The 14,541-nt window shown below is 74.0% G+C and carries 11 protein-coding genes; 7 read left to right on the top strand and 4 right to left on the bottom strand.

Annotated elements, in window-relative coordinates:
- Positions 1 to 4: 4 nt before the first annotated feature.
- A complete protein-coding gene (locus PSED_RS24680) occupies positions 5 to 1,495 on the bottom strand; it encodes a class I adenylate-forming enzyme family protein (protein ID WP_013676956.1) in 1,491 nt (496 codons plus the stop codon).
- A gap of 98 nt (positions 1,496 to 1,593) precedes the next feature.
- Here PSED_RS24680 and PSED_RS24685 point away from each other — a divergent pair, with 98 nt between their 5' ends.
- Positions 1,594 to 1,908, top strand: coding sequence for a hypothetical protein (locus PSED_RS24685; protein WP_013676957.1), 315 nt, complete (start codon positions 1,594 to 1,596; stop codon positions 1,906 to 1,908).
- Positions 1,909 to 1,974: 66 nt separating this feature from the next.
- On the opposite strand, the gene PSED_RS24690 is transcribed toward PSED_RS24685, so the two are convergent.
- Together PSED_RS24690 and PSED_RS24695 are read right to left on the bottom strand one after the other, a co-directional pair.
- Positions 1,975 to 4,095 (bottom strand): alpha/beta fold hydrolase, encoded by a 2,121-nt coding sequence (locus PSED_RS24690; RefSeq protein WP_013676958.1) that lies wholly within the window; start codon positions 4,093 to 4,095, stop codon positions 1,975 to 1,977.
- A complete protein-coding gene (locus tag PSED_RS24695) occupies positions 4,096 to 5,175 on the bottom strand; it encodes a class I SAM-dependent methyltransferase (protein ID WP_013676959.1) in 1,080 nt (359 codons plus the stop codon). It lies immediately after the preceding gene.
- Between the two features lie 101 nt (positions 5,176 to 5,276).
- Between PSED_RS24695 and PSED_RS24700 the strand changes: the two genes are divergently transcribed.
- Positions 5,277 to 8,030 carry an AAA family ATPase gene (locus PSED_RS24700; RefSeq protein ID WP_013676960.1) on the top strand — a complete coding sequence of 918 codons (2,754 nt, stop codon included), beginning with the start codon at positions 5,277 to 5,279 and terminating at the stop codon, positions 8,028 to 8,030.
- Between the two features lie 20 nt (positions 8,031 to 8,050).
- Here the strand turns inward: PSED_RS24700 and PSED_RS24705 are convergent, their stop codons facing one another.
- Positions 8,051 to 8,809 carry a FadR/GntR family transcriptional regulator gene (locus tag PSED_RS24705; RefSeq protein WP_049803499.1) on the bottom strand — a complete coding sequence of 253 codons (759 nt, stop codon included), beginning with the start codon at positions 8,807 to 8,809 and terminating at the stop codon, positions 8,051 to 8,053.
- A gap of 203 nt (positions 8,810 to 9,012) precedes the next feature.
- On the opposite strand from PSED_RS24705, the gene PSED_RS24710 reads away from it, so the two are divergent.
- The 5 genes from PSED_RS24710 (at position 9,013) to PSED_RS24730 (ending at position 14,527) form a co-directional block, all read left to right on the top strand.
- Complete coding sequence (locus tag PSED_RS24710; RefSeq protein ID WP_013676962.1) at positions 9,013 to 9,693, top strand: class II glutamine amidotransferase domain-containing protein; 681 nt, start codon at positions 9,013 to 9,015, stop codon at positions 9,691 to 9,693.
- Positions 9,681 to 10,385, top strand: coding sequence for a glutamate synthase (locus tag PSED_RS24715; protein ID WP_013676963.1), 705 nt, complete (start codon positions 9,681 to 9,683; stop codon positions 10,383 to 10,385). The genes PSED_RS24710 and PSED_RS24715 overlap by 13 nt, the downstream gene beginning before the upstream one ends.
- 15 nt (positions 10,386 to 10,400) lie before the next feature.
- A complete protein-coding gene (locus PSED_RS24720; protein ID WP_013676964.1) occupies positions 10,401 to 11,723 on the top strand; it encodes an FMN-binding glutamate synthase family protein in 1,323 nt (440 codons plus the stop codon).
- A gap of 108 nt (positions 11,724 to 11,831) precedes the next feature.
- A complete protein-coding gene (gene glnT / locus PSED_RS24725) occupies positions 11,832 to 13,187 on the top strand; it encodes a type III glutamate--ammonia ligase (protein WP_013676965.1) in 1,356 nt (451 codons plus the stop codon).
- A 41-nt stretch (positions 13,188 to 13,228) separates the two neighbouring features.
- A complete protein-coding gene (locus PSED_RS24730; RefSeq protein WP_013676966.1) occupies positions 13,229 to 14,527 on the top strand; it encodes an FAD-dependent oxidoreductase in 1,299 nt (432 codons plus the stop codon).
- Positions 14,528 to 14,541 lie beyond the last annotated feature (14 nt).

The following is a 14,541-nucleotide window of genomic DNA, read 5'->3' on the forward strand; positions in this document are numbered from 1 at the left end:
CGGGTCAGGTGGCCAGCCCGTCCCGGACGACGCGGCGCAACAGCTTGCCGGTGTCGTTGTAGGGCAGGGCCTCACGGAACTCGATCACCGCGGGGACGCACGTCGAACGCAGCCGGCGCCGCACGTGCGCGCGCAGGTCGTCGGCCGACACCGTCGCCCCCGGCTCGCGGACCAGCGCGGCCGCGACGGCCTCACCCCACTCGGGGTCGGGCACGCCGCACACGGCCGCGTCGGCGACCGCGGGGTGTTCGAGCAGGACGGCCTCGATCTCACCCGGCGAGAGGTTCTCGCCGCCGCGGACGATGACGTCGTCGAGCCGGCCGGAGACGAACAGGTAGCCGTCCTCGTCGAGCAGGCCGGCGTCCCGGGTCGGGAACCAGCCGTCGCGACGGGCCGCGGCCCGGCCCACGTACTCGCCGGAGACCTGGTCCCCGCGGACCCAGATCTCGCCGCGCTCCCCCGCGGGCAGCTCCTCCCCGTCCGCTCCGCGGATGCTCACCTCGAGCGCGGGCAGCGGCCTGCCCACGGACGCGAGCCGGGCCCTGACGTGCGGCTCCGTCGCGGCGGCCGCGCGCCGGTGATCCTCGGGACCCAGGACCGCGATCGTGCTCGCGGTCTCGGTGAGCCCGTAGGCGTTCACGAAGTCGACGTCCGGGAGGGCGTCGAGGGCGCGCCGGATGACGGGCAACGGCATCGGCCCGCCGCCGTAGGACAGCGTCCGCAGGCTCGGGAGGCCGTCGGGTCCGAGCACGTCGAGGATGCGGCCGAGCATCGTCGGCACGACCATCGCGTGGGTGATCCGCTCCGCACGCGCGAGGTCGACCCAGCCGCGGGCGTCGAACGCCTCCATCCGCACGACCCGGCGGCCGGCGAAGAGGTTCGACAGGACGGCCGAGATGCCTGCGACGTGGTACGGCGGCACCCCGACGAGCGTCGCCTCGTCCGGGTCGGCTCCCGCGAACTCGACCGAGGCCACGATGTAGGACACCAGGTTGCGGTGCCGGAGGATCGCCGCCTTGGGCTCGCCGGACGTGCCGCTGGTGAACAGCAGGACCGCCACCCCGTCGGGGTCGGCAGGTGGTTCGGCGACCGGGACGGTCCCGGGGTCTGCGGCGGCGTCGAGCAGGTCGCCGCGGCCGAGCAGCGCCACCCCCGGGAGACCGGCGACGCGCGCGGCCGTGGCGTCGTCGCCCACGACGACCGTCGCCGGTGCGAGGCGCTCGACGACCGCGCGCAGCCGGTCGTCGGCGAGGCGGTAGTTGAGCGGCGCGAAGGGGATGCCGGCGTACGCCGCGCCGAGCAGCGCGAGCGGCACCGCGTCGGAGTTGAGGTCGACCATCCCCAGCCGCTGCGCGCCGCGCTGCCGCAGGAACGTGCCGACCCGGCGCGCCCGCAGGTCGAGCTCCGCGAAGGTGAGCCCGCCGTCGACGGAACCGGTCGCGACCCGGTCGGCCATGCCGTCGGCGGCCATCGCCGACAACGTTGCGATGTTCATCGTGGCCGTCCGCACACGAGAGCCGTTGATGTATCCACTCTTCAGAGGATAGGATCCAGTTTGTCCATCTGTCGAGCGATGCACCCCGGAGACGCGCCGTGACCACTCTCCCCCTGCGACCCGGACTCCGGCTGCGAAGCCGGACGTGCACCACCGAGGTCGTCGTCATCCGCCCCGGCACCGGGACCGGCGCGCTGGAGTGCGGCGGTGTCCCGATGACCTCGCCCGACGACGACCAGCCTGCGGCCGCCCCGCCCGCGACCGGCGCCGACGGGGTCCAGCTCGGCAAGCGCTACACCGACCCGACGCACACCCTCGAACTGCTGTGCACGAAGGCCGGGGCGGGCCCGCTGACCCTCGGCGGCACCCCGCTGACGGTGCGGGCGGCCAAGCAGCTCCCCGCATCCGACTGATCCTGTGAGTGGCGACGGTCGCCATGGCGACCATCGCCACTCACGGGGTTCTGCCCGGGCCCGACCTCACAGGAGGTCCGCCAGCAGTGCGGCGGCCCGCGCGGCACCGCCCGGCTCGACGGGCCGGTGCGTGACGTCGCGGCGGAGCTCCGCGGCGATCGCGGCCGCGAGCCCGTCGGGGTCGCAGGCCTGCGCGTAGGACAGGCACCGGCCCGCGCCGTACCGCTCCAGCCGGGCCCGGACGTGGAAGTGCTGCTCGAAGTGGTGCCGCAGCGGCACGTAGAGGAACGGGGTACCGGCCGCGGTCAGCTCCATGCAGGTCGTCAGCCCGCCCTGGACGACGGCGACGTCGGCCGCGGCGAGGTGCCGGTGCAGCTGCGGCAGGTAGCCGTGCACCTCGACGTCGGGCGTCGGGGGCAGGGACCCGGGGTCGATGCGCGGCCCGGTGACGACGACGAACCGCAGCCCGGGGACGAGCCGGCGGGCGGGTCCGACCGCGTCGAGCACCCGCGCGAGCAGCGGGCCGCCGACGCCCGAGCCGCCCACCGCCACGACGCACAGCGGTCGGTCGCGGGGATGACCGAGCCGGGAGCGCAGCGCGTCGCGGTCGGCGAGCTCGGCCGGGTCGAAGCCGCTGACCCAGCCCGCGAAGTCGAAGTTGTCCTCGGTCCACTCGCGGATCCGGGGCAGACCCGGGCCGAGCGTGGCGTCGACGATGTCCTCGGGGTCCCCGACGAAGATCGACCGGTCCCGGACGTGCCGCAGCCGCGCGCGGTGCTCGACCATCTCGGCGTTGGCGTCGGCGGCGAGCGCGGCCTCGTGCGGGCCGCCGTCGGGCATCGGCAGCCAGCCGACGAAGTCGGTCAGCCACGCGAAGGCGAACCTCTTGAGCTGCGGGTTCTCGTGCAGGAAGTGATCGACCTCCCAGGCCTCGTCCCCGATCACCAGGTCGTAGCCGCCGTCGGCGACGACGTCGGCGAACGTCATGAAGTTGGCGACGAGGACCTCGTCCATCCGCCGGATCGCCTGGAACGCGTGCAGGTCGTGCTCGCCGGCCTCGGACTCGACGTGCGCGGACTCGTTCAGCAGCCACGCCGACGCGGGATGGACCCGCTCGCCGGCCGCGACGAGCGCCCGCGTCACCGGGTCCTGGGCCAGCCAGTCGATGCGCAGGCCCGGCTGCCGGCGGCGCAGCTCGGCGGCGATCGCGACGTCGCGGCGGGCGTGCCCGAGCCCGATCGGCGACGACAGGTACAGCGCCCGCGGCCCCCGCCGCCGCACCCCCCGGCGCGGCGGCGGCCGGCACGGGCGCGGCGCGACCTCGTCGACGAAGTCCTTGACCAGCCGGTTCACCGCCACCGGGCGACGGGCGGGCGCACCGTGCCCGGCCCCGGGCAGCGTGACGAGCCTGCCGCCCGTGAGCTCGGCCAGCTCGGCACCCTCGGCGTGCGGGCGGATGCGGTCCCCGTCGCCGTGCGCGACGAGCACCGGGCACCGGAGGTCGGACAGCCGGGCGACCCACGCCGGGTCGCGCCCCAGCCGGGGGGCGAACGCGGTGTCGGCGAGCCGGTCCGGGCCGATCGCGCGGCCCCACTCGATCCCCTCCTCGATCTGACGCGTCGAGTGCGGCTCGGAGAACATCTCGCCGAACCAGAACGCGAGGAAGTCGTCGTACCCGCCGCGCTGCCAGTGGTGTCGGTTGAAGGCGCCCCAACCCTCGGCATGCCCGGGCGGGACGTCCCAGCTCGCGCGGACCCGGTCGGCGGCCCCGGGACGCAGCCCGACGGCCGGGGCGATCGTGACGACGCCGAGCACCGCGTCCGGGTCCTCCAGCGCGACCGTGAGCGCCCACGGTGCCCCGCGCGAGAGGGTGACCAGCACGCACGGCGCCGCACCGGTCGCCGCGAGCACGGCGCGGGTGTCGGCGACGTACTCGTCGTCGGTGTAGGCCGCCTCGCCCCGCGGGGCGTCGGAGTCGCCGGATCCGCGGCCGTCGAAGGTCACCACGCGGAAGTGCCGGGCCAGGTAGGGCACCTGGGCCTTCCACACCCGGGAGGTGACGATCGACCACGCCGGCAGCAGCACGACCGTCGGGCGGCCCGCACCGTAGGTCCGGTGGACGATCCGCACGCCGTCGCGCACGACCTGCCCCTCGGCGTCCGGTTGCCGGGCCACCCGCTCGGTCATCTACGGCCGCACCTCGTACACCAGGTTGAACGGGGTCTGCGCGGCCACCCGGAAGCGGCTGAAGCCGGCCGCCGTCGTGACGTCGCAGATCCGGGCGGGCCCGGCCTGCGTGCCCAGCGCGAGCCCGACGTCCTGGGACAGCGAGCCGGGCGTGCACAGCAACGTCGAGAACCCGTAGTAGGCGCGCCCGATCGGGTTGAAGTTGTCCTCGGGGCGGTCGCCCGCCATCGGCTCGACGATCATCCATGTGCCGTCGTCGGTGAGCGCCTCCCGCACACGCCGGGCCGCGCCCACCGGGTCGCCCATGTCGTGCAGCGCGTCGAACGTGGTCACGAGGTCGTAGCCTGCCCCACCGAACGCCGTCGCGGGAGCAACCTCGAACGCCACCCGGTCGGCGACGCCCGCCTCCTCGGCCCGCGACCGCGCCGTCGCGATCGACTCCGGGTGGTAGTCCGAGCCGACGAACTCCGAACGCGGGAACGCCCGGGCCATGAGGACCGTCGACGACCCGTGCCCGCAGCCGATGTCGGCGACCCGGGCGCCGCGTTCCAGCCCGGCGACGACCCCGTCGAGCGCCGGCAGCCACGACTCGACGAGGTTCGCGTGGTAGCCGGGACGGAAGAACCGCTCGCACCCCTCGTGGACGTCGGTGCTCTGCTCGTGCCAGCCGATCCCGGCGCCACTGCGGGCGGCCTCCACCGCCCGGGCCGTGCCCGCCACGGTGCCCAGCGTGAGCTGGAAGAAGCCGGGCAGGTACGCGGGGCTGTTCTCGTCGGTCAGCGCGATCGCGTACTCCGGCGGCAACGTGAACAGGCCGGTCACCGGGTCGTACTCGAGGGTGCCTCCGGCGGCCTGGGCGTGCAGCCACTCCCGCGCGTAGTGCTCGCTGGTGGCGGTCCGCTCGGCCAGCCTCGCCGCCGTGAGCGGGCCCGTCGCGGCCAGGCAGCGGTAGTAGCCCAGCCGGTCGCCCATGACGACCAGCGCGGTGTCCAGCGTGGCGCCGACCCCGTCGACGGCCCGGAACACGAACTCCATCAGCTTGTCGCCGTCGATGTGGACGGTCTCCTCGGTCGTGCTCATGGTGGTCCCCCTTCTCGTGGTGGCCAGGGACGTTAGGTCCGAAAGGTCCTCGTTCGCCTCGGGTGCCCCACCTGGGGTCCGGACGCTCCTAGACTGCGCCGATGCTGGTCGGCCGGGCGTCCGAGCGGCGCACGATCGCGCGGCTCGTCGCCGCCGCCCGGGTGGGGTCGAGCGGTGTGCTGCTGGTCAGCGGCGAGCCGGGGATCGGCAAGACGGCGCTGCTCGACGAGGCCGTCGCGCTGGCCACGGACATGCGGGTGCTGCGGGCCCGGGGCGCGGAGGCCGAACGCGAGGTCCCGTTCGGCGGGTTGGCGCAGCTGCTGCGGCCCGCGCTCGGCGAGCTCGACCGGATCCCCGGCCCGCAGCGCGACGCGCTGGCGTCCGCGCTGGCGCTGCGGCAGGGGCCCGCCGACCGGTTCACCGTCGGGGCGGCGACGCTGAGCCTGCTCTGCCGGTACGCCGAGCACGCCCCGCTGGCCCTCGTGGTCGACGACGCACACCTGCTCGACCGGCCGTCCGCCGAGGCGCTGCTGTTCACCGCCCGCAGGCTGCTCGCCGATCCCGTCGTGCTGCTGCTGGCGGCCCGGACGGGTGAGCCGCACGCGCTCGCCGGGGCCGACCTCCCCGAGCTGGTGCTGACCGGGGTCGACCTGGCCACCGCGCAGGAGATCGTGCGCCGCGCGGGCGGGCGGCCCGTCGCCGTCGACCTCGTGGCCCGGTTGCACCGCGTCGTCGCCGGGAACCCGCTGGCGCTGCTGGAACTCGCCGACGACCCGCACCGGGCCGAGGACGGTCCCCCGGGCGCGCCGGTCCGGGTGTCGGCGGTGCTGGCCGCCGCGTTCGCCGCCCGGGCCGAGCGGCTCGGGGCGGCCGCGCGGTCCGCACTGCTGGTCGCGGCGACCGAGGGCGGTGACCTCGCCGTGGTCGCCGCCGCCTGCACCGCGCTCGGCGTCGACGTCGGCGCGCTCGCCGAGGCCGAGACGGGTGGGCTGGTCACCGTCGACGGCGGCCGGGTCGAGTTCCGCCATCCGCTGATCCGGTCCGCCGTCTACACGAGCGCGGACGCGGCCCGCCGCCGCGACGCCCACCGGGCGGTCGCCGCCGCGTTGCCACCGGACGAGGACGACCGTCGCGCCTGGCACCTCAGCGAGGCCGTGCTCGGTCTCGACGACGGTGTCGCGGCCGCGCTCGAGGCGGCCGCGCGCCGGGCCGCCGGGCGCGGGGCGCACGCCGTCGCGGCCACCGCCTTCGAGCGGTCCGCGCGGTTCGGCGCCCCGGGTGTGGAAAGGGCGCGCCGGCTGACCGCCGCGGGGTCGGCCGCGTGGGCCGCGGGCCTGCCCGACCGGGCCGACCGGCTGCTCGCCGAGGCGCTCGACCCGCCGCCCCCGCTGCCCGTGCGGACCAGGGTCCATGAGCTGCGCGGCGACATCGCCGTCAAGTGCGGGTCGCCGGCCGCCGCGCGCGACATGGTCGTCGCCGCGGCCGACGAGGCCGCCGCCGCCGACCCGGACGGGGCGGTGGGCCTGCTCGTCGACGCGGTGCTGGCATGCCTGTGGCTCGCCGACGCCGCCTCGGCGGTGCGGGCGGGCGAGCAGATCGCGCTACTGCTGCCCCGCACCGCGCCACACATGCGCCGCCTGGGCACGATGGCCGTCGGGATGTCGCACGTGCTGGCGGGCCGCGGGGGCGCCGACCTGATCCGCGATGCCGTGGCCGCGCTGGCCACGGCCGACGACGAGGGTGCCGACGACCCGCGCCGGACAGTGCTGTCGGTCCTCGGGCCGCTGTTCCTGCGCGAGTCCGACGCCGGGCGGGCGTTGGTCGAGCGCACGATGCAGCGCAGCCGCGACCGGACGGCGCTGGCGGTGCTGCCGACGCTGCTGTTCCATCTCGCCCGCGACCAGGCCACGAGCGACCGCTGGGCCGACGCCGAGGCCACCTACGACGAGGCCGCCCGGCTCGCCCGCGAGACGGGCCAGACCACGAACCTGGCGCTGGCCCTGGCCGGGTCGGCCTGGCTGCACGCCCACCAGGGCCGCGCCGACGAGTGCCGGTCGCGCGCCGCCGAGGCGGTCACGATCGCGGGCGAGCACGGGATCCTGCTGGGCACGGCGTGGTCGTGGTTCGCGCTCGGCGATCTCGAGCTCGGCCACGACGACCCCGCCGCCGCGCTGGCCCACTACGAGCGGCTCGTCGCCGAGCTGGACGCGGGCCGCGTCGTCGACGCCGACCTCTCCCCGGCGCCCGAGCTCGTCGAGGTGCACGCCCGGCTGGGTCACCGCGCCGACGCCGAACGCCTCGCCGCGGAGTTCGCCGAGGTGGCGGCAGCGAAGGGCCAGCCGTGGTCGCTGGCGCGGGCTGCCAGGGCGTGCGGCGTCGTCGCTCCCGACGACGCGCTCGACGCCCACTTCCGCAGCGCGCTGTCCTGGCACGACCGCACCGTCGACGCGTTCGAAGGGGCGCGCACCCGGCTGACCTACGGCGTCCGGCTGCGGCGGGCGGCCCGGCGCGTCGACGCCCGGGCCCAGCTGCGGCTCGCCGTCGCGATCTTCGACGAGCTGGGCGCGTCGTCGTGGGCCGACCGGGCCGCGGCCGAGCTGAGGGCGACCGGCGAGACGGCCCGCCGCCGTGGCCCGGGCGGCACCGTGGCGCTCACCCCGCAGGAACGTCGTATCGCGTCGCTGCTGGCCGCGGGCCGGACGACCCGCCAGACCGCGGCGGCGATGTTCGTCAGCCCCAAGACCGTCGAGTACCACCTGCGCAACGTTTACAACAAGCTGGGCATCCACTCCCGGACCGAGCTCGGCGTCGCGCTCGGCGCCGAGCGCGGCGCCGACCGCCAGCCGGACGCGTGACGGCCTCCTACCCGACCGCGTCAGCGCCCCCGCTCCTCCCGGGCCCCGGCCTCGGCATCGGTCCTGCGGTCGGGCGCGCCGAACGGGTCGCCGTCGAACACGATCGCGCGCAGCTGGGCGCGGGCGTTCTCGATGTGGTCGCGGATGGCCGCCGTCGCGCCGTCGACGTCGCCCGCCTCGACGGCGCGGTACACCGCCTGGTGGTCGTCCACCGACTCCTGGACGGGGTCGACGAACGGCAGCAGGTCGTAGGTGTTGAACAGCTCGGCCCGGATGGACTCGACGGCCGCGAGCAGCCGGGTGCTGCGCGCGGCGGTCGCGAGTGCCGCGTGGAAGCGCGAGTCGGACTGGCGGAACGCGGTCCGGTCGTGGGCCCGGGACAGGTCGTCGATCGTCTCGCGCAGCGCGGCGAGGTCGGCGGGCCCGCGCCGGACGGCGGCCAGCCGCGCGGTCTCGGTCTCCAGCGCGATCCGGAAGTCGACGATGTCGTCGAACTCCCCCGACACCGTCCGCATCCTGGCCCGCCAGCGGGCGACCGGCTCCTTCAGCTCGGTGACGTACGTGCCGCCACGGGCACCCCGGCGCACCTCGACGTACCCGTCGTTCTGCAGCGTCTTGAGCGCCTCGCGCAGGCTCAGCCGGGCGATGCCGAGCTGCTCGGCGAGGTCGCGCTCGGCGGGCAGGCGGTCGCCCGGGCCCACCTCACCGAGGTGGATGAGGCGACGCAGATGATCGGCGACGGCCTCCGTCAGCGTCTGCGCAGTGACTCCGTTCGCCATGGAATGCACGGTATCCGCCCCTCCCACACCATCTCGCCCGACCGATGCGACCGACCGGCCGCCGCCCCTTGACACGGACCACGAACGATGGTGCCCTACAAAGGTACAAGGTCTGTACCTTGCACCAAAAGCTTTCCGTCGTCCTTCCCGGTGGGAACCTGCCGGTGGGGACGCGGCGACCAGTCGGAAGGAGGCGGTGACACGTGTGCGGCATCGTCGGCCTGCATCTGAAGAACCCCGCGCTGGAACCGGAGCTCGGGCGCCTGTTCGTGCCGATGCTCGAGGCCATGACCTCGCGCGGTCCGGACAGCGCCGGCCTCGCGACCTACGACGCGGAGGGCATGCACGTCATCAAGGACGTCGGCCTGCCGCGCGACATCTGCGCCGCGCACGACATCGCGGCCCGCAGCGGCCACCAGGCGGTCGGCCACACCCGGATGGCGACCGAGTCGGCGGTGACCAGCGACCACGCGCACCCGTTCACGCCGCTGGCCGACCTGGCCCTGGTGCACAACGGGTCGTTCTCCAACCACGCGTCGATCCGCCGCACGCTGGCCCGTCAGGGCATCGCCTGCACCACCGACAACGACTCCGAGGTCGCCGCGCGGTTCATCGCCCGTGAGCTGACCGAGGGCGCCGACCTCGAGGACGCGATGCGGTCGGTGCTCAAGGAGTTCGACGGGTTCTTCACCCTGCTCGTCACCTCGGGTACCCAGTTCGCGGTGCTGCGGGACTCGTTCGCGTGCAAGCCCGCGGTGATCGCCGAGACCGCCGACTACGTGGCGATGGCCTCGGAGTACCACGCGCTGGCCGAGCTCCCGGGGATCGGCGACGCCCGCATCGTCGAGCCCGAGCCGGAGAGGGTCTACGCATGGTCGCGCTGAACGGGTCGTCGGTGCAGGAGCTGATGAAGGTCGACCTCGCGAGCACCTCGGTCCGCGAGCTCAACGCCGAGCTGCACGCGCCGACCGCCCGTCGCTACGAGGTGCACAACCCGCGCGGTGCCGAGGCGATCGCGGTCGGACTGCGGCATGCGATCGAGGTGGAGATCCACGGACCGGCGGGGTACTACTGCGCCGGGATGAACATGCTGGCCGACGTCGTCGTGCACGGCAGTGTCGGCACCGGCGTCGCCGAGAACATGATGTCCGGCTCGGTCCGGGTCCGCGGCGACGCGTCCCAGTCGGCCGGCGCGACCGGGCACGGTGGCCTGCTGGTGGTCGAGGGCAGCGCGTCGATGCGCTGCGGCATCTCGATGAAGGGCATCGACATCGTCGTCGGCGGGGACGTCGGCCCGATGAGCGCGTTCATGGCCCAGGCCGGGCGGCTCGTCGTCTGCGGCGACGCCGGTGACGGGCTGGGCGACTCGATCTACGAGGCGCGGCTCTACGTCCGCGGCCGCGTCGGCTCGCCGGGCGCGGACTGCGTCGAGAAGGAGATGCGCGACGAGCACGTCGCCGAGCTGGGACAGCTGCTCGCCGACGCCGGACTCCCGCACGACCCCGGCGAGTTCCGGCGCTTCGGGTCGGCCCGCCGGCTCTACCACTTCGCCGCGCACAACTCCGCCGCCTACTGACCCCCGGGGGAAGAGATGATCGATCCCGCCCAGGCCGGGCTGCGCGAGTCCGCCACGTTCGACCGCGCCACGATCGCGGCCATCCAGCGGGCCGCCGAGACCGGCGTCTACGACATCCGCGGCTGGGGCGCCAAGCGCGCGGTGCCGCACTTCGACGACCTGCTGCTCCTCGGCGCGAGCATGTCGCGCTACCCGCTGGAGGGCTACCGCGAGCGCTGCGACACCGACGTCGTCCTCGGCGACCGGCACGCGGGCAACCCGCTGCACCTCGACATCCCGATCACCATCGCGGGGATGAGCTTCGGCGCCCTGTCGGCGCAGGCCAAGGAGGCGCTGGGGCGCGGGGCGACGGAGGTCGGCACCTCGACGACGACCGGCGACGGCGGCATGACCCCCGAGGAGCGCGGCCAGTCCAAGCACCTCGTCTACCAGTACCTCCCGTCGCGCTACGGGATGAACCCCGACGACCTGCGTGCCGCCGACGCGATCGAGGTCGTCCTCGGCCAGGGCGCCAAGCCCGGCGGCGGCGGCATGCTGCTGGGTCAGAAGATCAGCGAGCGTGTCGCCGGGATGCGCACCCTGCCCGCGGGCATCGACCAGCGCAGCGCGTGCCGGCACCCGGACTGGACCGGCCCGGACGACCTGACGATCAAGATCCTCGAGCTGCGCGAGATCACCGACTGGCAGAAGCCGATCTACGTCAAGGTCGGCGCCACCCGGACCTACTACGACGTGAAGCTGGCCGTCGCCGCGGGAGCCGACGTCGTCGTCGTCGACGGGATGCAGGGCGGCACCGCCGCGACACAGGAGGTGTTCATCGAGCACGTCGGCATCCCGACGCTCGCCGCGATCCCGCAGGCCGTGCAGGCGCTCGACGAGCTGGGACTGCACCGCAAGGTGCAGCTGATCGTCTCCGGCGGCATCCGCACGGGCGCTGACGTCGCCAAGGCGATGGCGCTGGGCGCCGACGCCGTCGCGATCGGAACGGCGGCGCTGATCGCCCTGGGCGACAACCACCCCCGCTACGCCGACGAGTACGCGGCGATCGGGTCGGCACCCGGCTTCTACGACGACTTCCAGGACGGCCGCGACCCCGCGGGGATCACCACCCAGGACCCGGAGCTCGCCGCCCGGCTCGACCCGGTGGAGGGTGGCCGGCGGGTGGCCAACTACCTGCGGGTGCTGACGCTGGAGGCGCAGACGCTCGCGCGGGCCTGCGGGAAGGCGCACCTGCGCAATCTCGAACCCGAGGACCTGGTGGCGCTGACGATCGAGGCCGCCGCGATGGCCAGGGTGCCCCTCGCGGGCACGTCCTGGATTCCCGGACAGGGCTTCTGACGCACGTGCAGGACCCAGCAGAACGAACACAGCGGTACGAAACACAGCGGTGCGGGTGACAGCAGTTCGAGTGTGCAGGCAGTGCCCCCCTACGGCGGAGGAGTTGGCATGGGTGACGGTCGGGACGACCTCGCGGCGCGGGCGGACGAGGACGGGATCGAGTTCTTCCTGGCGATGTTCGTCGACCTGCACGGGAAACCGTGCGCGAAGGCGGTGCCACGGTCGAGCCTGAACATGTTGATGGACGGCGGCGCCGGGTTCGCCGGGTTCGCCGCCGGTGACATGGGTCAGGGTCCCGCCGACCCCGACCTGACGGTGCTGCCCGACGCCGCGTCCTACACGCGGGTCCCCTGGAAGCCCGGGGTCGCCGTGCTGCACTGCGACCCGCAGGTCGGCGGCGACCCCTGGCCGTACGCGCCTCGGGTGATCCTCAAGCGGCTGCTGGAGCAGCTCGGGACCGAACGCGGCTGGGTGCTCAAGACCGGCGTGGAGGCCGAGTACTCGCTGCTGCGCCGCACCCCCGAGGGCGGGCTCGAGGTCGCCGACGCGCTCGACCGCTCGGCCAAGCCCTGCTACGAGGTCAAGGGCCTGACCCGGATGTGGGACTTCCTCTCGACGCTGTCCCGGAACATGAACGAGCTCGGCTGGGGCAACTACGCCAACGACCACGAGGACGGCAACGGGCAGTTCGAGAGCAACTTCACCTACTCCGACGCGGTCACCACCGCGGACCGGACGATCTTCTTCCGCTACATGGTCCACATGCTCGCCCACGACGCGGGCATGTGCGCGACCTTCATGCCCAAGCCGTTCAGCGACGTCACGGGCAACGGGCTGCACACGCACCTGAGCCTGTGGACGACCGGCGACGAGCCGCTGTTCGACGGCGACGGTGACGCGCTCGGCCTGTCGAAGCTCGCGTACCAGTTCGTCGCCGGCCTGCTCGACCACGGCCGGGCGAGCGCGGGGGTGATCTGTCCGACCGTCAACTCCTACAAGCGGATCGGCGTCGGCGCCCCGAACTCGGGCTCGACGTGGGCGCCCGCCTACGTCGCCTACGGCGGCAACAACCGGAGCCTCATGCTCCGCGTCCCCGACGGCGGACGCGTCGAGCACCGGGCGGTCGACGGCTCGGCCAACCCCTACCTCGCCGCGGCGGTCCTGCTGGCGGCCGGTCTGGACGGCGTCGACCGCGCGCTCGACCCCGGTGAGCAGACCACCGACAACCTGTTCGCGCTCAGCCCCGACGAGATCGCCGCGCGGGGCATCGCGCACCTGCCCGGGTCGCTGGACCGGGCCGTCGACGAGCTGGTCGACGACGCCGTGCTCCGCCGCGCTCTGGGCGTGCTGCCCGACGGCAGCGACTTCGTCGACTACTTCGCGGGCGTGAAGCGCGCCGAGTTCGACGCCTACCACTCGACGGTCTCGCAGTGGGAGATCGACCGCTACCTCACTCAGGTCTGACGTCCTCGAACGGTCGGCAGGGGAATCGGAGAACAGCCGGAATGAGCCGCAAGGAACACGACGACGGCGCGGGACGGAGCCGGCGCAGGCCGAGATACTCCGCGTGGAGCCTCGTCAGGCACGGGCTCGGCGTGGGGCGGGACTGGGAGCGCGCGTTCCGCCACCACACGCCCAGGGAGAGCTACGACGTCGTCATCGTCGGTGGCGGCGTGCACGGGCTCGCCACGGCGCACTACCTCGCCGTGAACCACGGGATCACGAACGTGGCGGTGCTGGAGAAGTCCTACATCGGGTCCGGCGGCTCGGGACGCAACACCGCGATCCTGCGGTCGAACTACCTCACCCCCGAGGGCGTGCGGTTCTACGACCGCTCGGTGAAGCTCTACGAGCACCTCGCCGCCGACCTCAACTTCAACGTCATGTTCTCCCAGCGCGGACACATGACGTTGGCGCACAACGACAGCTCGCTGCGGACGATGCACTGGCGGGCCGAGGTCAACAAGCTGCAGGGCGTCGACTCGTCGGTGATCGACCCGCCGGAGATCAAGAAGCTGGTCCCCTACCTCGACGTCTCCCCGTCGACGCGCTACCCGATCCTCGGCGCGCTCTACCACCCACCGGGCGGCATCATCCGCCACGACGCGGTGGTGTGGGGCTACGCCCGCTCGGCCGACGCCCACGGCGTGCACATCCACCAGAAGACCGAGGTCGTCGGGATCGACGTCGTCGCGAACCGGGTGACGGGCGTGCGCACCGCCGACGGACGGCGGATCAGCGCGCCGGTGGTGGTCAACTGCACCGCGGGCTGGTCGACGTTGATCTCGGACATGGCGGGCGTCGCCATGCCGGTGCAGACGTTCCCGTTGCAGGCGGCGGTCACCGAACCGGTGAGGCCGTTCCTGGACACCGTGGTCGTGTCGGGGACGCTGCACACCTACGTCAGCCAGACCGACCGCGGCGAACTGGTGTTCGGCGCCAGCGTCGACCCGTTCGCGTCCTACTCGACCCGCGGGTCGCTCGATTTCGTCGAGGGGCTGGCGGGGCACGTGCTGGAACTGATGCCGGCGCTGTCGAAGATGCGGCTGCTGCGGCAGTGGGCCGGCCTGTGCGACATGACCCCGGACTACTCGCCGATCATGGGCCTCACCCCGGTCGAGGGCTTCTACGTCGACGTCGGGTGGGGAACGTACGGCTTCAAGGCCGGGCCGGTGTCGGGCGAGGCGATGGCCGCGTGCATCGCCAACGGCAAGCCACCCGAGATCATCGCCGCGTTCGGCCTCGACCGGTTCGACGAGGGTCGCCTCGTCGGGGAGAAGGGCGCGGCCGCCGTCGGGCACTGAGCCGCGCCCCCTCC

The sequence above is a fragment of the Pseudonocardia benzenivorans CB1190 genome (assembly GCF_000196675.2).
Classification (GTDB): Bacteria; Actinomycetota; Actinomycetes; order Mycobacteriales; family Pseudonocardiaceae; genus Pseudonocardia; species Pseudonocardia benzenivorans.